Raw genomic sequence first — 22,361 nt, 5'->3', positions numbered from 1 at the left:
GCGGCGGTGAAGCAGGCCGGAGCCGGGGGTCAAGGGGCGCGGCGACTGGCGCCCCTTGTCGGTCGCCTGCAGAGGCGATACTGAAACTGCCCAACTGCTCAGGCGAACGAAACCCCTCTCAGAGCCCGTTCGCGCAGCGAACATCCCAGCATCAGCTCTTCTGCCAGCCCGTTCGCGCAGCGAACAAACCCAGCCTCTGCGCCTCAGGTAATCAGCACATATCCTTTGTTCAGAAAAAAAGGCGGGATGTAGTTATCCCACCCCTCCTGCATACAATGCTCCTTCAACGCAGCGTTGTTGGTTGCACCAGATTTGTCGTAACAGCGTATAAGCCGGTTGCGAAGGGCCGGAGCACTGATGCCAAGAATTCCTTGCATAAGGTTCTGCTTTACCCCACAAAGCAGTAGCAGAATCACTTCCCATTCTTTGTCGGTGAAGATATTCGCGGGCCGGGTAAAGACAAAGGGTCTTCTGTCACGTGGCCGGAGGAACGTTGAAAAGTAAACATTGGTGATCTCAAGGTAGGTACAGATAATACCATCGGTTCCGTCATTGAACGTCCATGGGCGTTTCTCCACCATAAAAGATCGCAGCCTGTTCTCTTTTCCGTATTCAAAAGTCTTAAGCACAATGCTCATTTCTTTTGTATTCAGGATTTTTTTATCATCATGCAGAATATGGTGGTAATAATCGCTAATGTCTGGCGTCAGGTCGGTGTCAAATGTCCCCACAATAGTGTCAGACGTAACGTTGAAATAACTGCATGCAATCTTATTGGCATAAACATAGCGTGAGACACTGTTTTTAATAGCCCAGCCAAACAGCGAGTGATCAAAGTAATATTCAACAGGATTCAGCTTTCTGACCATCAGTTCATCCTCTTATTATAATATGGCCTTTTTTCAGAAAGAACGGTGGAATATAGTGGTCTAACTTATTGTCACGGCAATAGCCGGTCAGTGCGGAAAGCGAATTCAGGCCAGTCTTTCTGTAACAACTTCTGAGTCTGCCATTAACTGCGTTGGCTGAAATTGCCAGGATGCTGCTTATTTCTTTTATGTTCATGCCACAGACCAGCAGATAAACGACTTCCCACTCTTTTTCTGTGAAGACGGATGAGGGCGATTCAAAAGTCGCATGCTGAATTATTTTGCCGTCCAGCAACGCTCCCGGTGTGATGATCCTGACATGCCTGACGCTGACCAGTGTACCTATACAGTTATGCGTGTCGTCATACAGTGGCTCCTGAACGCTGTATGCGGGCTGCATGATTTTCTCTTTGCCCTGTATATGTGTGGTAATCGCTCTTACCGCCTGGCCAGTTCTTTCTATCTCTCTCTCCTGCTGGCTGAACAGGTCAGCAAATTCTGCAACCGGAACAGGCATATCTCTGATATGGCGACCTTCGTAGTCAAATTTCGTTGAAAGCGTCTGCCAGCTTTTGAACGTATTATTGACATAAACAAAGTGGGACTGATTGTCCTTCACTCCCCAGCCGACAACAGGATCGTTTTCAAACATCCTGATAAGCCTGGCAGGTAATGTAATTTCTTTCATGAGCGTGTCCTTACAGTTCCATTACTCTACATTAAATTGACCTTGCAACTTAATAACCCTACAAAGTAATAACACTTTATATAAAGTGCCGTACTTTAATTGTACCTTTATGCAAGCCGGGATGGGTGTGAAAGTAATATCACAAGCCAATGCGCAGGGAAAGTTGTCTGTATAATAAAAAAAGAAGTATGCCCATAACCGAAAGGTTATGGGCTTTTTGTTTTAAGAGGCATATTAATTACGGGATTTAATTAGGGTTAATGACAGGACTTAGTGGTCCGCATAAATTTCGCTTTCGAGCGAGCTGACGCTGAGAAGGTTATGTTGCGCGGTGCCGGCACACTGAGCAGGTTACGCCCGCCAGGCGAGGGGGAGTTTCAGGTTGCCTGTGCAGGCGGACGCGTTTAGGGGGCGTACGCCCGCCCCTTAACAATCCCGGCGTCCGGCTGCCTGCGCGCCACGCTTTGCGGGGTGCCCTCGTCACGCCCTGCGGTCAGCGGACCGGCCGGACGCGCCATCCCTGGCGTGAACCGTCCTTTCGCCGACGTCCTGTCGGCTCATCCTGGCCTCCGGTTGTTCCTCAGCGCTGCGGATGCCTCTGGCAGACCCCTGCCGGTGAGAAAATTACGCTTTGCAGCGGGCTGGCACTGAGAAGGTTACGCCCGCCAGGCTATGGGGAGTTTCAGGTTGCCTGTGCAGGCGGACGCGTTTAGGGGGCGTACGCCCGCCCCTTAACAATCCCGGCGTCCGGCTGCCTGCGCGCCCCGCTTTGCGGGGTGCCTTCGTCACGCCCTGCGGCCAGCGGACCGTCCGGACGCGCCATCCCTGGCGCGAACCGTCCTTTCGCCGACGTCCTGTCGGCTCATCCTGGCCTCCGGTTGTTCCTCAGCGCTCCGGATGCCTCTCACCAACCCCCGCCTGTGATTTCTTTGTGTTAACTGTGGTGCTGTGTTGTCTGCTGACCTGTAAAGCCAAAGCCAAAGCCAAAGCCAAAGCCAATCCCGGAAATGTAAAACGATAAAGTTACTCAACATTAAAAGAAGAGATAAAAGCGGGGAGAGGGAGGCCGTCAGAACCGCTGAGCGGATGAGGGATTTCAGGACGAGCGACAGGGATGTCGCGAAGAGGCGGGTTCGCGCCAGGGATGGCGCGTCCCGCCGTTCCGTCAGAAATCCGGAAGAAGCGAAGGGACCGCGAAGCGGCGGTGAAGCAGGCCGGAGCCCGGGGTCAAGGGGGCGCGGCGACTGGCGCCCCCTTGTCGGTCGCCTGCAGAGGCGGGTCTGAAACTGCCTAACTGCTCAGGCGAACGAAACCCCTCCCAGAGCCTGTTCGCGCAGCGAACACCATGTTATTAGCGCATGTAGCCCGCGAGGTGAACGAAACCCCTCTCAGAGCCTGTTCGCGCAGCGAACACCATGTTATTAGCGCATGTAGCCCGCGAGGCGAACGAAACTCCTCTCATAGCCTGTTCGCGCAGCGAACACCTCAGCGTCAGCGCAGCAGCCCCGTTCACGCAGCGAACAAACCTCCCCAAGCCAGCGGCGATACACCTACCGGAAAGGCGGCTCATTAAACGTCCGCAGTTTACGCGAATGCAGCTTATCGCCTTCGGCGCGCAGCAGTTCAACCGCATGGATACCAATCTGCAGATGCTCTGAAATCGCCCCCTCATAGAAGCGGTTTGCCTGACCGGGTAACTTAATCTCGCCGTGCAGCGGCTTGTCGGAGACGCACAGCAGCGTGCCGTACGGCACCCGGAAACGATAGCCCTGCGCGGCAATGGTGGCGCTCTCCATATCGACCGCTACCGCACGGCTCAGGTTAAAGCGCAGGGCCGACGCGGAGTAACGCAACTCCCAGTTGCGATCGTCGGTAGTCACCACGGTGCCGGTACGCAGGCGCTGTTTCACCTCTTCGCCTGGCATGCCGCTCACCGACTTGGTGGCGTCATACAGTGCGCGCTGCACTTCGGCAATGCTTGGCACCGGGATGTCTGGCGGCAGCACGCTGTCGAGTACGTGATCGTCACGCAGATAGGCGTGGGCCAGCACATAGTCGCCGATCCGCTGGCTCTCGCGCAGACCGCCGCAGTGACCAATCATCAGCCAGGCGTGCGGGCGCATCACCGCCAGATGATCGCAGATGGTTTTGGCATTCGACGGGCCGACACCGATATTAATCAGCGTAATGCCACGGCGATTGGGTGAGGTGAGATGCCAGGCAGGCATCTGATGCTTCTTCCACGCCAGATCCGAGAGCATCGACTCGCTGTCGGCGGTGTCGGCCGTCAGCACGACATCACCCGCACAGGCCAGGCTGTCGTAAGGGGTATTGGGATCGCGCACCTGCTCAATTGCCCAGCGCACAAACTCGTCGACATAACGGGTGTAGTTAGTGAACAGTACAAACGGCTGGAAGTGCTCTACGCTGGTGCCGGTGTAGTGACGCAGACGGGCCAGCGAGAAGTCAGTGCGCAGCGCATCGAAGTGCGACAGCGGGAATTTGGCGTCGGCGTGAAACAGACCGTCGGTGGTCTCATCGCCAATCTGTGACAGCTCGGTGGTCGGGAAGTGGCGCGCAATACCGGCGCTCATGGTGCGATCCAGCGACAGATCGGAACCGTCGATCACGTAAGGATAGGGGATCTCCTGGCTGGAGGGCACCACGTCGATCTCCAGCTCATATTCCTTCTCCAGCATCGCCAGCTGTTCTGAAATATAGTGGCGCAGCAGCGCCGGGCGGGTGACCGTGGTGCTGTAACTGCCGGTATGGGTAAAGCGGCCCCAGGCACGCGTGCGGTTCTGCTGTGGACCTTCACCGTGCCAGGTGATGCGCAGCTCCGGGTAAACAAAGAGTCCCTTTTCCCGTTCCGCGGCATCGGGCAGCGTGCCGTTTTCGGTAAACACTTTAATCGCCGTACGCAGCGCATCAACGGCACCGTCGTAAAGGCGTTCGAGTTCATCCAGCGCCTGCTGGCTGGTCAGGTTTTTCCGTAGTGTCGGCATGGTTTCTCCTTCCATTTTTTTCCGCAATTTGCCCCAAGCTTAGCGGGTTTGTTGCAGAGATTGGTGAAGAATCTGTGATCGCCTTTTTTTTGCGCTAACGACGCGCGTAATCTGACCAGTGCTGCACTGAGCCGGAACGCACGCCACGAGAATCCGTTAAGAAAATCTTTATTATCGCAACAGGCGATGCCGCCGTGTCTGTTGCGCTGCATATGACAAGAGAGCGGCAGCGCAGCCAGCAGTACCGTGCTGACAGGCGATCGTAACGTCCCGGAAATAATCAGGTTTGCTACAGGGGACGACCCGGCGAGGCAGAATCTGCCGAATCTGAACTAAAAAGTTTGTAACCATGATTAATTTGTCCCGGAAAGACTTTGCATATTTCTCTGCCCACTATCATCATTAGATCTCGTCAGTCTCTTCTGATTTGGTAATCCTTTGCAAAATCCCGGCGTAGCAGTGATGCAGGCGATTAAGCGCACGGCGTGGTACCCGAAACGCCGCTCTTATCGCACGCTCTACTGGCGTGAAATATCGCCATTAGCAGTGCCTATCTTCTTCGAGAACGCCTGTGTGCTGTTGATGGGCGTACTGAGCACCTTCCTGGTCAGCTGGCTGGGCAAAGAGGCAATGGCGGGCGTTGGCCTGGCCGACAGCTTCAATATGGTGATCATCTCGTTCTTTGCGGCTATCGATCTCGGTACCACGGTGGTGGTGGCGTTCAGCCTGGCAAAACGCAACGGCAAGCGCGCCCGTGCCGCCACGCGTCAGTCGCTGGCGATGATGACGATACTCGCCTTTGTGCTGGTGATCGCCATTGAGTTCTGGGGCCATCTCATCGTTGATGCGATAGCCGGTGCCGCCGACCCTAAAGTTAAAGCGCTGGCGCTGAGCTATCTGCAGACCTCCGCCTGGAGCTACCCGGCAGCGGCCATCACGCTGATCGGCAGCGGTGCGCTGCGTGGCGCGGGTAACACCAAAATTCCGATGCTGATTAACGGCGGCATGAACATCCTTAACATCATTATCAGTAGCGTGCTGATCTATGGCTGCTTCTCATGGGACGGTTTGGGGTTTGTCGGCGCCGGACTCGGTCTGACCATCACCCGTTATATCGGGGCGATCGCGGTGATTTACGTGCTGATGATTGGCTTTAATGCCTCGCTGAAAATCACGCTGTCGAGTTATTTCCGACGCTGGAACAGCAGCATTCTGATGGAAGTATTAGGTATAGGTGTGCCTGCCAGTATCGAGTCGGTGCTGTTCAACGGCGGTAAATTGCTGACGCAGGTGTTTGTGGCAGGCATGGGCACCAGTGAGATTGCGGGTAACTTTATCGCGTTCTCGGTTGCGTCGCTGATCAACCTGCCGGGCAATGCGCTGGGTTCAGCATCGACCATTATTACCGGTACCCGTCTGGGCAAAAATCAGGTCTTTCAGGCGGAACGACAGGTGCGGCATGTTTTCTGGCTGGCAACGGCGTGCCTGAGCGCGATAGCGCTGCTGACGGTGCCGCTGGCCGGGTTGCTGGCGCGGTTCTATACCAGCGACCCGGAAGTGATCAACGTAACGAAACATCTGCTCTGGCTGAATGCGCTGTTTATGCCGCTATGGGCTGCGTCATGGGTGCTACCTGCCGGACTTAAGGGCGCACGTGATGCGCGCTACACTATGTATGTGTCGATGTTCAGCATGTGGTGTGCGCGCGTGGTGGTCGGTTATCTGCTGGGTATTCAGCTGGGGATGGGCGTCACCGGCGTCTGGCTGGGGATGTTCCTCGACTGGACGGTGCGTGGCATCTTCTTCTGGTGGCGACTTAACAGCGGCAAGTGGCTTAACCGTTACTATAAAATGATCGCGAAAACCGGGTAGCAACAAGCATATGCCTTCTCCTGGCACCGGGGGAAGGCATCACCTCTCAGGCCCCCGCCTTTAAAAATAACATCTTCGTCACATCTCCAGACTTTCAGGTATAATTTCAGTCAGTTGCACAAAGCCAGTCTCATCAGACAGGGTTAGCGTAATTCCTGCTGCGCATTGACGCAGACATTTCTTATCAAGGTGACCCTATGATCCGTCTGAAAACGGCGCTGGCACTTCTGCCGCTGCTGTGTAGCCCCCCGCTGTGGGCGACAACCTTTGTTTATGTGTCGAATGCCGAATCCGGCACGGTTTCCCGCTATCAGCTCAGCGAGGCGAATGGCAGCCTGCAATGGCGGGGCGATACGCCCGCCGGGAAAAAGATTATGCCGCTGGCGGTCAGCCCGGATGGTAAACATCTCTATGGCGCGCTGCGCTCGCCGCCTTACGCAATCATCAGCTGGCGCGTCACCCGTCCACACGGTGATCTGCAGAAACTGGCGTTGACGCCGGTTAAAGCCAGCTTTCCCTGGATCACTACCGATAAGCGCGGGCGCTACCTGCTGGCCGCCTCCTATGACAGCGATATCGTCACCAGCAACCGGATTGATGATAAAGGCATTGTGACGACCCAGGTTACGGGCGAAGTGAAAACCGGGCCGCATGCCCATTCGGTGATCACCGACGTCAGCAATCATTCGCTCTACGTTGGCAACCTTGGCGCGGATCGGGTGCTGCAATATGCTTTTGCCAGTGACGGGGCGATCACGCCGCTGGGCACCGGTTTTGTTCAGGGCGAGAAGAACAGCGGTGCGCGGCATTCGGTGATATCGCCGGATAATCGCTTCCTCTACAACCTCGCGGAGATGAGCGGCACCATTACGCAGTTCCGGCGTGCAGCCGATGGCACGCTGACGCCATTAAAAACCTGGCCCAATGCGGTGGCGAAGAAATATAACCTGCAGCATGGCGAGCAGCGCCCGGCGGGTTACAGCGATCCGACGCCGCGCATCTGGGCGGCGGACATCAGAATCACGCCGGATGGACAATTTATCTATGTGACCGAGCGCACCTCCAGTACCGTCAGCGGCTATCGGGTAGATAAATCGTCGGGGGAGTTAACACTCATCGGCAGCTGGCCGGTGGAAAAACAGCCGCGCAGTATCGCGATTGATGCCCAGGGCAAATGGCTGATCGTCAGCGGAGAGAAGAGCGCCGTGATTGGCAGCTACGCCATCGCTCCGGCCAGCGGCGAACTTAAACGGGTGGCGGAAGCACCAGCTGGCAAAGGGGCAAACTGGGTGACGCTGATAACGCAGTAACCGGCCGGTGTCTCGCGGCAGCTGATGATGGGCCAGGCAAGGCGCGTTATGCCATTTTCGGCATAAGCAGCGCAGAAATTTTTGGTTCTGATCGGGCGCGTAAGCGGGTTTACTCAGGGCATAAACTGATGCGGAGAACCCGAGATGAAACAGAAACTGATAGCCTGGTTTGAACAGCTGCTGAGCGGCCCTGCGGCGGATGCCCATAGCCATGACATTAACGTTGAACTGCTACTGCCGCTAAGCCAGCTCTATGGACTGGAATACTATCCGGCAGTGCATCGTTATCATGAAAAATAACGGTTGTTGTGCTTTGTCTGGTTAAAGGCCCGCTTCTTTGCGGGCCTTTTTGCGTTCAGGGCTGAGTGTCATTTGAACCTTCATATCTGATCACGAAGATATCTCCATCACTGCTTTTAAACCTGTAAATACCGCCGTACTGCTATAAGAAACAACAATCCTGCGAGAATAAAGAGTTAAGCATGCAGGACAATACTTTCATTTCCTTAACAATCAAAAAGAGCTGCATCCTGCGAAAGTTGCAAGGAAGCTGTGAATTTGATTTAAGGATTAATTATTTATCGATAATTTCACTTTTTCTGAAATTACATCTTTTTTTCAAGTCAATAAGGAACTTCTGATTGTTAAGGTGGTAGTCTGCACGCCTGTCCTTACACAAAACTTACAATAAGTGCCGTTAATACTTCGATGAAAATGCCTCATACAGGGAAGTGGCTGGTTTTCGGAGCCAGTTTTTTTATCAGCCATCTCATGGCTGCGCCGGTTACGCCCGGTGACCTTGACGTTATTCAGAATCAGCAGCAGCAGCGTCTGCAACAGGATCAGCAGCAGCGCGACGCGTTAACGCAGGCGCATCAGGTTGAACTGCAACAATCAGTGCCGGTTCCTGCTCATGGTCCCTGCTTCGCTATCCGCCAGATTACCCTGCAACAGGCGACGTTAATTACGCCAGATAAGCAGGCGAAACTCGTCGCGCCTTACATCAATCAGTGTCTGAGTCTGGCGCGCATTAATCAGCTGGTACGCGAGATATCTGAATGGTATGTCCAGCGGGGCTATATCACCAGCCGGGCCTTCCTGACAGAACAGAACCTGTCTCACGGGATTTTAACGATTACCGTGCTTGAGGGAAGGCTGGAAGAAATTCGGTTGCAGGGTGTCCGTTCACGTCAGTTGACAATGGCATTCCCGACCCGTGCCGGTCGCATTTTAAATTTACGCGACATTGAACAGGGTATGGAGCAGATAAACCGGCTGCGTACCACGCCGGTTCAGATTGAAATCATCCCGTCAGCTAAGCCCGGTTATTCCATCGTCAATCTGACCAGCACGCCTGAATTCCCGCTGACGCTGGGGCTGAATATGGACAACAGCGGCCAGCGAACGACGGGCACTGGTCAGCTTTCCGCCTCGCTGGTGGGTAATGACCTGTTGGGCATTGCCGATCGCTGGTTTGTCAGCGGTGGTCGCAGCAGCGCTTTCAGCGACTGGCGTGACGCGCAAAATTTCCAGGCGGGCGTCAGCGTGCCTTATGGCTATGGGCTGCTGGATTACAGCTATAGCTGGAGCAATTATCACAGCCGCTTTAACGCCAATAGCTTCGACTGGTACAGCAACGGCGACAACATCTCTAATCGTATCAGCGGCTCGTGGGTGCTGTTCCGCAACGGGCAAATCAAAACCGGCGTTCAGCTCGGGCTGAACCATTATGTCAGCCATAACTGGCTGAACCAGACGCTGTTGCAAAGCAGCAGCCGCAAACTGACCAGTCTGCAGATCGGTTTTAACCATACGCAAAAAATTGCAGGTGGGGTGGCCACCCTGAACCCGATGCTGAGCCGCGGGATGCCGTGGTTTGATGCGGAAAGCGACAAGGGTAAAAGCGACGATTTTCCGAAAGCTGAATTCCGCAAATGGAGCGTCAGCAGCAGCTATCAGCGGCCAGTTACTCAGAAAATGTGGTGGCTCAGCAGTTTTTACGCTCAGTGGTCGCCGGATCGCCTCTATGGCAGCGAACGCCTGACGATTGGTGGCGAGAACTCGGTTCGCGGCTACAAGGAGCAATACCTGTCCGGCGATGTTGGCGGCTATCTGCGTAACGAACTGAATTACTCGCTGTTTACCCTGCCTGCAATCGGCGAGGTCAGCACCACCCTGGCGCTGGACGGCGGGTGGCTCCAGAGCGACAAACAGGATCGCTACGCAGCAGGCACGCTGTGGGGCAGTTCGCTGGGACTTGGCACCCGTAACGCGCATGTCTCCACTCAGCTGTCGCTGGGCATCCCTGTCAGCTATCCCGATTACCTTGCGCCTGACCGCCTCAGCGTTTACGCGCGTATTGGACTCGTTTTCTAAAAAAAGGCCCCGATTATGGATGATCAAATAACGCTTTCACTGCCGCGTCGTCTGCTGAGCTATCTCATCTGCTCGCTGATCGCGTTTCAGCCACTGCTGCCCGCCTTTTCAGCCGCGATTACGCCTGCGACACAGGGTACTCAGGTGGATGCTGCCGGGAATGGCGTGCCGGTCATCAATATCGCGACGCCGAATGCGGCGGGCCTGTCGCACAACCAGTATCAGAATTACAACGTCGGTCAGGAAGGGTTGATCCTGAACAACACAACCGGCCGGTTGACGCAGACGCAACTGGGTGGACTCATCCAGAACAACCCGAATCTGAAAGCGGGGCAGGAAGCCAGGGCAATCATCAACGAGGTGGTCGGGGCCAACCGTTCTCAGCTTCAGGGCTACACCGAAGTGGCGGGTAAAGCGGCCAATGTTATGGTCGCCAACCCCTATGGCATTACCTGTAACGGCTGCGGCTTTATCAATACGCCAAACGTGACGCTGACTACCGGTAAACCGCAGCTGGATGCGCAGGGCAATCTGCAATCGCTGGAGGTGACGAAAGGCACAATCAGCATTGAGGGTAAAGGACTGGATGGCAGCCAGGCTGATGCTGTCTCGATCATCGCGCGCGCAACCGAAATCAACGCGGGCATCCATGCCAAAGATCTTAATGTGACGCTGGGCGCAAACCGGGTTGGTGCGGATGGCAGCGTGACACCCATCGCGGGCGAAGGTGCTGCGCCAGCGGTCGCCGTAGATACCGGCGCGCTGGGTGGCATGTACGCAAACCGCATCCATCTGGTCTCCAGCGAAAACGGCGTCGGCGTTAATCTCGGTAATCTGAATGCCCGTCAGGGCGATATGGTGCTGGATGCGCAGGGTCGCTTAAGCATCAACAACAGCCTGACCAGCGGCACGCTGACGGTAAAAGGCAGCAGCATCGCCCTGCAGGGAGAACATAAAGCCGGGGGCAATGTCGCGCTGACAGCGCAGCAGGATATTGCTTTAACGGGCGCAAAACTGGGTAGCGACGCGGCGCTCGAGCTGAAAAGTCAGGGGCAGATAACGCTTAAAGGCAGCAGCCTGACGGCAGGCCAGACTGCCCGTCTCAGCGGCCAGGCTCTGGATATTGATAACAGCAGCAGCGGCAATGCGTCAGACGCGATGCAGCTCTCTGCCAACGCGCAGCTACAGAATAGCGGTCAGATGACAGCTGGAAAGAAACTTGATCTTCAGGCCGCACAGATCATCAACAGTGGCAGCCTGATTAGTCAGGGTGACCTGCAGGTTCGCACCAGCACGCTGCGGCAGCAGGGTATGTTACTGGCTCAGGGTAATAACAGTATCGTTGCCGGACAGCTCAGCAATGACGGTGAGATCAGCGGCAGCAGCCTGAACATTCAAAGTGGGTCAATCAATAACGGGGGCAAGCTGTTAAGCCGCGGCGATGCGCTGATCACCGCAGACAGCGTGCAGCAACGCGGCACCCTTTCAGCCAGCAACACGAATCAGCTTAACGTTACCGGCGCGCTGAACAACAGCGGTGAAGTGAGCGGGAGCAGTCTGAATATCCACAGTGGATCGCTGCTTAACAGCGGGTATCTGCTGGGCAGTCAGCAGACAGACATCACCTCTGGCATCCTGCAGCAGGATGGAACGCTCTCATCCCAGGGCAGACTGCAGCTGAAAGTCACCGATCGGTTAAGTAACAGCGGTGAACTGAGCGGAAATAGCCTGGATATAACCAGCGACACGCTCGACAACAGCGGAAAAATGATCAGCAGCGGCGATGCCCTGCTCACCGCTAGTCGTCTGAATCAGGACGGCACGCTCTCCGCGCAGGGGAATGCAACGCTTAATATCGCTGACACCTTCAGCAACAGCGGCAAAATGGTCAGTCAGCGCCTGCAAATTGATGCCCCGACACTGATTAACAGCGGCGAGATGATGAGTCATGGCGATGTTGTGATGAACGCCGATACGCTGCAGCAAAACGGCTCGTTCACCGCCCGGGGTGACGCGCAGTTGACCGCCCGTGGCTGGCTGGAAAATCAGGGCGCCATCAGCAGTCAGAACGCCCTGATCCTGAACAGCGCGCAACTGCGCAATACAGGTTCATTAACTGCACCCAATCTGACTCTCACCGCCGGGCAAATCACTAATAGCGGTCTGCTGAAGGGCATTCAGCTGCTCGCCTTCCATACCGGGCAGCTGGATAACCAGGCTGCGGGTACGATCAGCTCTGACAACGACTTTGCCCTCGCGCTGCCACAGCTCAATAACAGCGGATTGATCACCAGCAGCAAAACACTGACTGTCACAGGCGACCAGCTGAACAACAGCGGAGAGATCAACGCTGCCAGCCTGAGCACCACACTCAAAAACTTACATAATCAGCAGGGCGGTAAATTGCTGGCAGATGATCAGCTCCGGTTGCAGGGCGATGCGCTGATCAATCAGGGAACGATGGCTGCCGGCACGCTGAACAGTGATGTCAGTCAGATCACTAACAGCGGGACGGTCCAGGGCGACAAGGCATTATCGTTGCAGGGCAACGCGTTAACCAACAACGGCACGCTGCTGAGCGCAGGCCAGCTGAGTGTGAAACAGCAGACGCTGGACAACAGCGGACTTGTGCAGGGCAAGCAGCTGACAGTGAATACTGACCACTGGCAGAACAGCGGCAATGCCCTGAGTGAGACTGACGCCGATCTGCAAAGCGATACCCTGATCAATAGCGGCAAAATTCTGGGGCAGCAGGGCATCGCGCTGAAATCTGACCACACCGATAACAGCGGCTGGCTGATTGCACAGGTGCTGTCGCTGCGCGGCGATATGATCAACAGCGGCCTGATTCAGGGTAATCAGCAGATTACGCTGCAAGGCAGCCAGCTGGACAATCAGCAGGGCGGCCAGTTGCTCAGTGACGGAACGCTGGACGGTGACTTTATTGCTTTAAATAACCACGGTGCAATGCAGGCCGGGGAGATGACAGTAAACGCGGCGACGTTGCAGAACGACGGCACTGTTCTTGCCGGAAAAGCATTCACCGCTGTGATTAACGGTGCGCTGACTAACAGCGGCAGTCTGCTTAGCCAGCAGCAGATGAATCTGCAGGCAGCAGAGATTAATAATCAGGGCACACTGGCGGCGGATAACCTCAGCCTGCATGCACCCACGCTTAGTAACGCCGGACTGCTGCAGGGCAACAGCACGTTGCTGCTGGATCATCAGCAACTGCATAACCTTAATGGCGGGCAGTTGATCGCCGGAGGACCGCTGACGCTGACCTTAGATCAGCTGGATAACGCCGGGTTGCTGCAGGTTAACGGTAAGCTTGCGGTCAACGGCAACCGTCTCAACAATAGCGGGCGCCTGTTGAGTGACAACCTCACTCTTCAGATTGGCGATACGCTGACGAACAGCGGGACGGGGCAGATCGTGACCGGCCAGCAGGCCGACCTGCAGGCAAAAACCCTCAGTAACAGCGGCCAGATTGCGGCACAGCAACTCAGCGCCAGCGGTAATACGCTGGAAAACAGCGGGCTGCTCCAGGGCGACACGCTACTGGATCTCGGATTTGCTCAGACCCTCAATCACAACAATGGGCAGCTGCTGAGCGGCGATCGACTGATCGTTCAGGGCGGTAGCGCGGTCAATGATGGCAGCTGGCAGGGTCAGCAACTCGACGTCACGCTGGATTCGCTCACCAATCGCGGCAGCATCAATGGCATCAGCGCCTTGCGCGCTGACATCGCCAGCGATCTGATCAACAGTGGCACGCTGGTCAGTCAGGGAGAAGGCGACCTGAACGCCAGCACGCTGCGCAATAGCGGCAAAATAATGGCGAACCGGCTGGGGTTTCAGAGCACCAGCCTGAACAACGACGGTCTGTTACAGGGCAACACGGCGCTGACTGCTCAGGCCGATAACATCACACAATCAGCCGGTGGCAAAACGCTGAGTGGTGGAACACTGACACTCAATGCAGGCCAGCTCACTACGCAGGGTGTGCTGCAGGGCGAGCAGGCAACGGTTATTGCTGACAACTGGCTGCATCAGGGATCGCTGCTGGGCAGCAAAGAGTTGAAGGTCAGCGTCAGCAATGAGCTGCATAACACCGGCTCTCTGATGAGTCAGGACAAAGCCCAGGTTGCGGCTGGCACGCTGAACAACAGCGGCTCACTGCTCAGTGAAGGGGTAATGACGCTGAACGGTGCCGTGCTGAATAACAGCGGATCGGTGCAGGGTAAAACCCTGACCATTACACCCGCCAGCGTCATTAATCAGGGCAGCCTGATCGGACTGCAGGCATTAACGTTTGCGGCGATGCCACAGGTGAGCGGACGAATGCTGCTCAGGGCGCTGGCCGCGCCAGCACGTCAATTGGTGAATAATCAGGGTGGATCGCTGCTGACGCAGGGCACGCTGAACATCAACGGCGGTGACGTTGTGAATAACGGCAACTGGCAGGGTCAGCAGATCCTGCTGAATGCCCGGCAACTGACCAATAATGGCGCGATCCAGAGTGCTGATGCGCTGCAACTGATTCTGGCGGACCGCCTTGATGCGGGCGCGGGCAGCAAGATTTCGGCGAATGGCACGGCGGCACTGCAGGCATTGACGCTGACCAATCAGGGCGAATGGATTGCCAGAAACCTGACGCTGCGCGGTGACACGTTAAACAATAACGGGGCTGTGACCGGTGTCGAGGCGCTGACGGTGGGCCTTAACGGCGCACTGACCCAGCAGCAGGATAAAACGCTGCTCAGCGCGGGCAGGCTGACGCTTCAGTCATCGTCGCTCAGTAATGCCGGACGCGTGCAGGGCGGCGACCTGCAGGTCACTTCGGGCGCGGTGGATAACAACGGGCGCTTACAGGGCGACAACAGCCTGCTGGTCAATGCGGTTGGACGCATCACCAACGGCGGCAACGGCACCGTGATCACCCAAAATGCCCTGACGCTGACCGGGCCGGAACTGTTCAACTATGGCCTGATTCAGGGCAGTGGCAACGGTGTCGCGACGATTACCGGTTTAACGCAAAATGATGGCCGGTGGCTCTCGGGCGGTGCGCAGACACTCAATACGGCGCAGTTGAATAACAACGGCTGGTTGCAGGCGTCGCAGCTGATTCTCAATGCGACCAATGCCAGCAACAACGGCACACTGCTGGCCGACGGTCAGGGCACGCTGACCGGCAATGGCTTCAGCAACCAGGGCACAGCCCAGGGCGGCAACCTTGAGATTAATTATCAGCAGGTAAATAACAACGGTACGCTGCTGGGTAACAACCGGCTAAGTGTGATGGCCGCTCAGGTCGGTCAGCAAGGTAGTGGTCGTCTGTTTAGCGGCGGCGACCTGCTGGTTCACAGCAACGGCTTTGACCAGAACGGTCAGGTGGTGGCGCTGGGTAACGCCACGCTGGAAATCGCGAATGGTTTTACCGGTCGCGATGTGCTGGCTGCGGGCGGGCGACTCACCGTCAGCAGTAATGGCGCGATAGATAACCAGGGCACGATGCAGGGCGGGGCGCTGACGCTGAGTGCAGGCGGCGATCTCACCAATAATGGTCAGCTCACTACCGGTTCGGGTGACAGTGCCTTAAGCGGCAACCGCATCGCCATGAACGGAAATGGCAGCCTGCAGGGCGGCGGGAATATCAACTTAGCCAGCCGCAGCGATATCACTTTGGACGGTTTCACCGGTACCCGCGGCGATCTGGTGCTCAGTGCACCTGGCAGCATCGTTAACAACGCGCTGCTCTATGCTGCGGGGAATCTCTCTCTTTTTGCCAACAGCATTCGCAACCAGCGTGCCGATATGCTGGCAGGCGGCAGTATGTGGCTTCAGGGCGACGCGGCGGGGAACGCCAACGGCGAGGTGATTAATAACTCCGGCACCATCGAAACGCAGAACGGCGATATCACGATTAATACGAGACATTTGCTGAATACAAGGGATGGGTTGAGTGTTTCTGAAACGCATAGCGCTTCAAACCAGACGGGATTAGGCGTAGACCTGATAAAGGTTCCAATCTCGGAATTTAAACCAGAGGAATATGGAGTATTCGTAAACTCAAGGACAACATGTGATTCATGGGGTAAAAATGGGCAAGGTTGTAAAACTTCGACAGCATATTATTATGTGCCAACAAAAGAAGCCGCGATCAGGAATTTTTCTTTATCAAGCAACACTATAAACGTCACCAGTAATGGTGGTGCATCTCGTATAGCCGCAGGACGTGATATTAATATAAGGGCAGGTTCATTTGATAATCAGGCCAGTAATGTTTTGGCGCAGAGAGATATATATTTATCCGGAAATCAATTAAACAACCAATCCTGGCAGGCTGGGACACAAAATACTTATTTTAATTATAAGTATGAAGGGATACTATTTGATTACGCACATCTATATACAAGCACTAGTGACAACGGTTATCAACACACTTATGCTACTACCGGCTCTCGCAATAAGCCGAAAGTAAAATCAATAACATATAAACTTTCCGATCAAGGGACGAGTTTCACTCCGGGAGAGCTCTACCGCGCCGTTATCCAGGCCGGTGGCAACGTCTCTGCTAATTTCAGCGGCGATATCAGCAATACCAACACCACAGCGAATGCCGGCTGGAGCGGTAATACGCTTTCGGCCCCCGCTTTACGCGGCCTAACAGCAGCAGGCACCGCAGGCGCGCAGTCTCATCAGCAACTGGCTGCTGCCGACAAAGCCGCAATCAATACGCCGCAATGGCGCGATCAGCTCCAGAATGCGTTGCAGCAGGTCAATGGCGCAGGTGCGCTGGAAACCGCATCACAGGGCAGCGCATCGCTGACGCAATATACAAATGCGGGTAAAAACAACGCAGCGCTGGGTAAAGCCATTAACCTGACGAACGCTGCTCAGGATCCTGCGTCGCTGCATAACTATAAGGCCGCTGAGGTTGATATCAGCGCCTATCCATTACCTTCGGGTGAAAACGGCTACTTTGTCACGTCGAACACCAATAGCCGCTATCTGATTACCGTTAACCCTAAACTCAATGACCTGGGCCAGCTGGATCAGAGCCTGTTCGGCGAGCTGAATGCAAAACTCGGCAAACAGCCTGCCACCACGCCATTACAGGAAACACGTCCTCAGTATACCGATGAGAAGGCTTTCCTTGGCTCCTCGTACATGCTCGATCGCCTGAACCTGAAGCCCTATTATGATTATCGTTTTCTCGGTGATGCGGCATTTGATACCCGCTACGTCAGCAATGCGGTATTGAACCAGACCGGTAATCGCTATATCAATGGACTGGGATCCGATCTTGCCCAGATGCGCTATCTGATGGACAACGCAGCGGCGGCGCAGCAGTCGCTGGGACTGGAGTTCGGTGTCTCACTCTCCGCTGAGCAACTCGCCTCTTTAGACAAGAGCATGCTCTGGTGGGAAGCCACCACGATCAACGGTGAAACGGTGATGGTGCCGAAGCTCTATCTGTCGACTAAAGATGTGGAAATACGTGATGGCAGCGTCATTGCCGGGAACAACGTGACGCTGAACGGCGGGAACGTTACCAACACCGGCAGTAGCGTGATGGCCAAAAACGATCTGACCATCGACAGCCAGAATACGCTCAGTAACCTCAACGCCGGTCTGCTCCATGCGGGTGGTGACCTGCAACTTAGCGCACTGAACGATATCAACAACGTCAGCGCGACTATCAGCGGTAAAAAGGTGGCACTGGAGAGTGTTAACGGTGACATCAACAACCTGACCATATCACAGCTCTGGCATCTGGATGCAGACAACGGTAAGGGTGCGAAGAAATCCTATACCGAAACTCTGAGCGGGCCAACGGCGAGCATCACGTCACTGGATTCTCTGAGTCTTAAGGCGGGCAACGATATTACCGTCACCGGCGCTAACCTCAAAGCGGGTGGCGATCTGCTGCTGAACGCCTGGAATGATATTGCAATCACCGGCAATCAGAACGTCACTGGCAGCGCGCAATCCGGCTTCGGAAATCGCTGGCAAAAGGTGGATGCGACCAGCACAACCACCGTCACCACAGTCGGCAGCCAGATCGCCGCAGGCGGCAACATGGCGATGCAGGCGGGCCACGATCTGACTGTTACCGCCAGCAGCATTAGCGCAGGTAAAAACGCGGCGCTGGCAGCCGGTAACGATCTTAATCTCAACAGCGCGACGACCAGCCAGAATGATGTGAAGGGTAAACGTGAAACCCATTCAACCGGGCTGGATCGCACGACGCTGACCAGTGGCGGCGATTTAGCCCTTCAGGCCGGACGCGACCTTAATAGCCAGGCGGCAGGCATCGCTGCAGACAAAGACGTTACCTTGCAGGCGGGACGTGACGTCAATCTGCTGGCGGCTGAAACGGGTTCTGGCAATAGCTACAAATCCGGGAAGAAGATCGAGATTAATGAGTCAGTACGCCAGCAGGGCACTGAAATTGCCAGCGGTGGGAGTACTGCGGTTAAAGCGGGCCGGAATATGGTCGCGGAAGCGGCGAGAGTGGATGCGCGAGGCGATCTTGCTGTCCAGGCAGGACGCGACGTGGCTATCACTACGGCAACCGAAAGCGATTATCACTACGACGAAGATACAAAAGTTAAGAAAAAGCTCTTCTCTAAAAAAACCACACACACAATTCATGAAAACTCAGCAACAACTGAACAGTCTTCGGCGTTAAGTGGAAACAATGTCGCGATCGTCGCCGGACGTGATGTGACTGTGACAGGTTCCAGCGTAGTAGGCGATAACAACGTTGCGCTGAAGGCAGGACGTGATCTTGCAATCACCGCGGCCACTGAAGAGGCGCATAGCTATAGCCTGAAAGAAACCAAAAAGAGCGGCATGATGAGCGGCGGGAGTATAGGCGTGACTTTCGGTAGCGCTTCTACTCGTCAGCAGCTTAATCGCGACGGCACTACCCAAAGCCAGAGCGCCAGCGCCGTAGGCAGCACTGGCGGAAGCGTCACGCTGATCGCCGGTAATAATGCCCACATCAGCGGCTCAGATGTCATCGCTAAAAAAGATATCAGCGTGGTTGGCGGCTCCGTTGATATTGATACGGGCAATGATCTTGTCAGTCGTCGTCAGGTGTATGAGCAGAAGAAAAGTGGCTTAACCCTTCAGCTTACCAGCCCAATTACCGATGCCTTATTAAGCCTTGGAGAACAGGCAAAGTCTGCCAGCGAGGCGGGCGACGGTCGCCTTAAAGCCCTGGGTGCGGTAAAAGCTCTGGAAAGTGGCTGGGCGATGTCTGGCGGAAAAGCCATGCAGTCTGGTCAGGCGCTGGCAAACGGCAATATGAACCAGGCAGGGATTAAAATTGAGCTCAGCGTCGGCGCGAGTAAGAGTAAATCCTCATCGGAATATAATGCCAATGCTGTAAAAGGTAGTTCACTGAATGGCGGCGGCAACATTGCCGTGGTGGCGACCGGCGCTAACGGCAGCAGCGGTGATATTACACTTTCGGGCAGCGGCATTACCGGCAAAAATGTCACGCTTGCTGCGGTGCACGATCTTAACCTCACGGCGGCAACCAATAACACCGAACAGAAGAGCAGCAATAAAGCGTCTGGCTGGAGTGGCGGCATTCATGTCGCAATAGGTAAAGATACAGGCATTGGTGTGCAGGCCAGCGGTTTTATGGCCAGCGGCAAGGAGAACGGCAAAACCACCGATTACGTGAACAGCCGGGTGAACGCCAGCAATGACCTCACCCTGAGCAGCGGCAACGATACCGTGCTGTCTGGCGCGCAGGCACTGGGTAACCGGATTGTTGCTGATGTTGGTCATGACCTCACAATGACCAGCCTGCAGGATACCGATGATTATCAAAGCAAACAGCAAAGTGCCAGCGGTGGATTCAGCTTCACGTTCGGCAGTATGACCGGCTCCGCTGGCCTCAGTCTGAGCCAGAGCAAAGTGAACAGTGAGTATGCCAGCGTCGGCGATCAGAGCGGCCTGTTTGCAGGGAATGGTGGCTATGACATCTATGTTGGCAACCACACCCAGCTGAATGGCGCGGTGATCGCCTCAACGGCGCAGTCCGCGAACAATGCGCTCTCCACCGTTACGCTGGGCTGGTCTGACATCGACAACCACGCTTCTTACAAAGCCAGCAGCTCATCGATCAGCATGAGTGGAGGCTATGAACAAAAGCAAATGTCAGGGGGCGCGATACCCACCTCTGCAAATACTCATGGCAGTGCATCCGGCACCACCCGTTCAGCCGTGTCGGACGGTTCCATAACGGTACGTAGCGGTCAGGCTCAGATACAGAACGTCGCGGACCTGAGCAGAGATACCGATAACGCCAACGGTCATATCGATAAGATATTCGACAAAGATAAAGTCGCCAGCAAGCTAGAGTTCGCCCAGGGAATTCAGGAGCTGGGCCAGCGTGTAGCAGGCGATGTCAGCAGCTATCAAATGCAGGCAGCTGAAAAAGAGACCTTAGAACGGTTGCTAAAAGCGAACCCGCAAAATGCCACTTTATCCAGGGCGGCATTAAACGATCTGATTGTAAAAGATGCGGGATATAAGGCGGTTGCAGAAAAGTGGGGCACAGGCGGCAGCTATTCCATGGCAGCAGCAGCCGTGACGGGCGTGCTGGGTGGCCTTGGCGCAAGTAACCTGGGTGCAGCCGCAGCAGGTGGGATGGCACCGTATATCGCCAATAAAATCAAGCACGCTACCAGCACATTTGTTAACGGACAGGAGCAGACTAACGTCCTGGCTAACACTATGGCGCACGCGGTCGCCGGTGCAGTGCTGGCTCAGCTGGCGGGTAACAGCGCAACAGCGGGCGCAGCCGGGGCGGCAGGTGGCGAGCTGATGGCCAGAGCGATCATCAGATCAATGTATCCCGGCAAGCAGGCCAGCGAACTGACGCAGGATGAGAAGCAGGTTGTCAGCGCGCTCGGCCAGTTAGCCGCGCAGTTGTCTGCGGGTTTAGCATCCGGTTCTGTTGAGGGTGGCATTCAGGGGGCGGTTGCCGGAAAGAATGCGGTTGAGAATAATGCGCTGTCAGCCACAGACGATAAGAAACGTCAGGATGCGAAGTGGTCACTGCCTTATCTGGACGGTGAAAAGAAACAGCAGGCAGAGAGGTTAATCAGTGACCTGAATGCGAAGGACAAGGCATTCGATGCAGCGCTAGACTCAGCCTGTAAAGGACTTTCTTCAGCAGCCTGCCAGGGAATGCGGCAGGAACTGGCAGCGATGTCGAAGAGCTATGACCAGCAACTCGACGGCCAATATATCGGCACGATGGGCAGCGTATATAAAGAAGGGAAAGGTCATGTTGACGCGCTGATGTGGCAGTATGCCTCGGCGGATGCGAAAGCGGAGCGTGAAGCTAATGTTAACCGTATCGCTGAAAACTGGGGTGTGAGTAAGGAAACAGCAGACGGCCTTTATACCGCGATGGCTGGCGTTCATACCACGGCGGCGATTGGTGGCGCGATTTATGGAATGAAGGGTATAGGAGCAAGTGGTGAGAATGCTGGCTCTATAAAAAATGTTAACCCAGGATACCCGGAACCAGGGAGAACACATAACTGTGTGAACTGTTCTGTTGCCACTGATGCTACTTTGGCTGGAAATCCTGCATCGGCGTTGCCTGTGAATCATAATAACGGTATCCCGTTGGCCGTTTTGGAAAACCAATATGGGACGAAATTTAAATATATTTCTTCGTCCGAAAGCATTACACAGCAAATGTCAAGTGCAGGCTCTGGTTCCCGAGGAATTGTTTTTGGTTCATATGGGCCAGGTCAACCTGGACATGTGTTTAATGTTGTAAACCAGAACGGAACAGTTCGATTCCTTGATGGGCAAACAGGTAAGTCTGCTGATCTCAGCCAGTTTAAATCATTCCAATTATTGAGGACGAACTAATGGTTAATTTTAGCGAGGCCGTAGAAAAAGCGACGGAATATTTAAAAAATACTGATATTCCGGTTGTTATTACCCTTCAGGGACGTTTTTCTGAAGGATGGTTTTTTTGTTTTCAATCTCGAGAATATCTGGAGACGGGAGAGTTTTCTGCTCAACTCGTAGGTAATTCGCCATTTCTTGTTGATAAAGATACAGGTGAAATACATGAACTTGGGACGGCGTATCCTATTGAAAAGTATTTACAAGAATACGAAGAAAAGAAAAATAATCTAAGTTAGAAATATCCCGGCTACCGAGCCGGGATGTGATTATCTATCGATTACAC

Annotated in this window: 9 protein-coding genes; 6 read left to right on the top strand and 3 right to left on the bottom strand. The window is 55.0% G+C overall.

All coding sequences use genetic code 11. The annotated features are described in order from the left end of the window. Nucleotides 1-203: 203 nt before the first annotated feature. The 3 genes from N1689_RS07815 to N1689_RS07805 all read right to left on the bottom strand — a co-directional run bounded on the left by N1689_RS07815 (nt 204) and on the right by N1689_RS07805 (nt 4,562). Nucleotides 204-869 (bottom strand): PAS domain-containing protein, encoded by a 666-nt coding sequence (locus N1689_RS07815; protein WP_260058449.1) that lies wholly within the window; start codon nt 867-869, stop codon nt 204-206. 4 nt (nt 870-873) lie between these two features. Then, nucleotides 874-1,557: a helix-turn-helix transcriptional regulator gene (locus tag N1689_RS07810; RefSeq protein ID WP_260058448.1), complete on the bottom strand. Its 684-nt coding sequence runs from the start codon at nt 1,555-1,557 to the stop codon at nt 874-876. Nucleotides 1,558-3,107: 1,550 nt separating this feature from the next. Then, a complete protein-coding gene (locus tag N1689_RS07805) occupies nt 3,108-4,562 on the bottom strand; it encodes an AMP nucleosidase (protein WP_260058447.1) in 1,455 nt (484 codons plus the stop codon). A gap of 462 nt (nt 4,563-5,024) precedes the next feature. Here N1689_RS07805 and N1689_RS07800 point away from each other — a divergent pair, with 462 nt between their 5' ends. From N1689_RS07800 to N1689_RS07775, 6 genes are all read left to right on the top strand, one after another. Continuing rightward, entirely contained in the window at nt 5,025-6,434 is a 1,410-nt protein-coding gene (locus N1689_RS07800) for an EmmdR/YeeO family multidrug/toxin efflux MATE transporter (protein ID WP_161736528.1), read from the top strand. A 197-nt stretch (nt 6,435-6,631) separates the two neighbouring features. Next, nucleotides 6,632-7,744 carry a beta-propeller fold lactonase family protein gene (locus N1689_RS07795; protein ID WP_253419077.1) on the top strand — a complete coding sequence of 371 codons (1,113 nt, stop codon included), beginning with the start codon at nt 6,632-6,634 and terminating at the stop codon, nt 7,742-7,744. A 144-nt stretch (nt 7,745-7,888) separates the two neighbouring features. After that, nucleotides 7,889-8,044, top strand: coding sequence for a hypothetical protein (locus tag N1689_RS07790; protein ID WP_202605085.1), 156 nt, complete (start codon nt 7,889-7,891; stop codon nt 8,042-8,044). Nucleotides 8,045-8,452: 408 nt separating this feature from the next. Continuing rightward, a complete protein-coding gene (locus N1689_RS07785; RefSeq protein WP_260058444.1) occupies nt 8,453-10,120 on the top strand; it encodes a ShlB/FhaC/HecB family hemolysin secretion/activation protein in 1,668 nt (555 codons plus the stop codon). Nucleotides 10,121-10,135: 15 nt separating this feature from the next. Then, a complete protein-coding gene (locus N1689_RS07780; protein ID WP_260058442.1) occupies nt 10,136-22,036 on the top strand; it encodes a hemagglutinin repeat-containing protein in 11,901 nt (3,966 codons plus the stop codon). Then, nucleotides 22,036-22,314, top strand: a complete 279-nt coding sequence (locus N1689_RS07775) for a YrhB family protein (RefSeq protein WP_260058441.1) — start codon at nt 22,036-22,038, stop codon at nt 22,312-22,314. Before N1689_RS07780 ends, N1689_RS07775 begins: the two co-directional genes overlap by 1 nt. Nucleotides 22,315-22,361 lie beyond the last annotated feature (47 nt).

This window comes from Pantoea sp. XY16, assembly GCF_025153065.1.
Lineage (GTDB): Bacteria > Pseudomonadota > Gammaproteobacteria > Enterobacterales > Enterobacteriaceae > Pantoea > Pantoea alfalfae.
The sequence above is the reverse complement of the archived record's forward strand: the minus strand, read 5'-3'. Positions and strand labels throughout refer to the sequence as shown.

Bases quoted from the DNA above. Each gene is read 5' to 3' on its own strand.
- N1689_RS07815 (WP_260058449.1), bottom strand. From the start codon at position 869: ATGGTCAGAAAGCTGAATCCTGTTGAATATTACTTTGATCACTCGCTG.
- N1689_RS07810 (WP_260058448.1), bottom strand. From the start codon at position 1,557: ATGAAAGAAATTACATTACCTGCCAGGCTTATCAGGATGTTTGAAAAC.
- N1689_RS07805 (WP_260058447.1), bottom strand. From the start codon at position 4,562: ATGCCGACACTACGGAAAAACCTGACCAGCCAGCAGGCGCTGGATGAA.
- N1689_RS07800 (WP_161736528.1), top strand. From the start codon at position 5,025: ATGCAGGCGATTAAGCGCACGGCGTGGTACCCGAAACGCCGCTCTTAT.
- N1689_RS07795 (WP_253419077.1), top strand. From the start codon at position 6,632: ATGATCCGTCTGAAAACGGCGCTGGCACTTCTGCCGCTGCTGTGTAGC.
- N1689_RS07790 (WP_202605085.1), top strand. From the start codon at position 7,889: ATGAAACAGAAACTGATAGCCTGGTTTGAACAGCTGCTGAGCGGCCCT.
- N1689_RS07785 (WP_260058444.1), top strand. From the start codon at position 8,453: ATGAAAATGCCTCATACAGGGAAGTGGCTGGTTTTCGGAGCCAGTTTT.
- N1689_RS07780 (WP_260058442.1), top strand. From the start codon at position 10,136: ATGGATGATCAAATAACGCTTTCACTGCCGCGTCGTCTGCTGAGCTAT.
- N1689_RS07775 (WP_260058441.1), top strand. From the start codon at position 22,036: ATGGTTAATTTTAGCGAGGCCGTAGAAAAAGCGACGGAATATTTAAAA.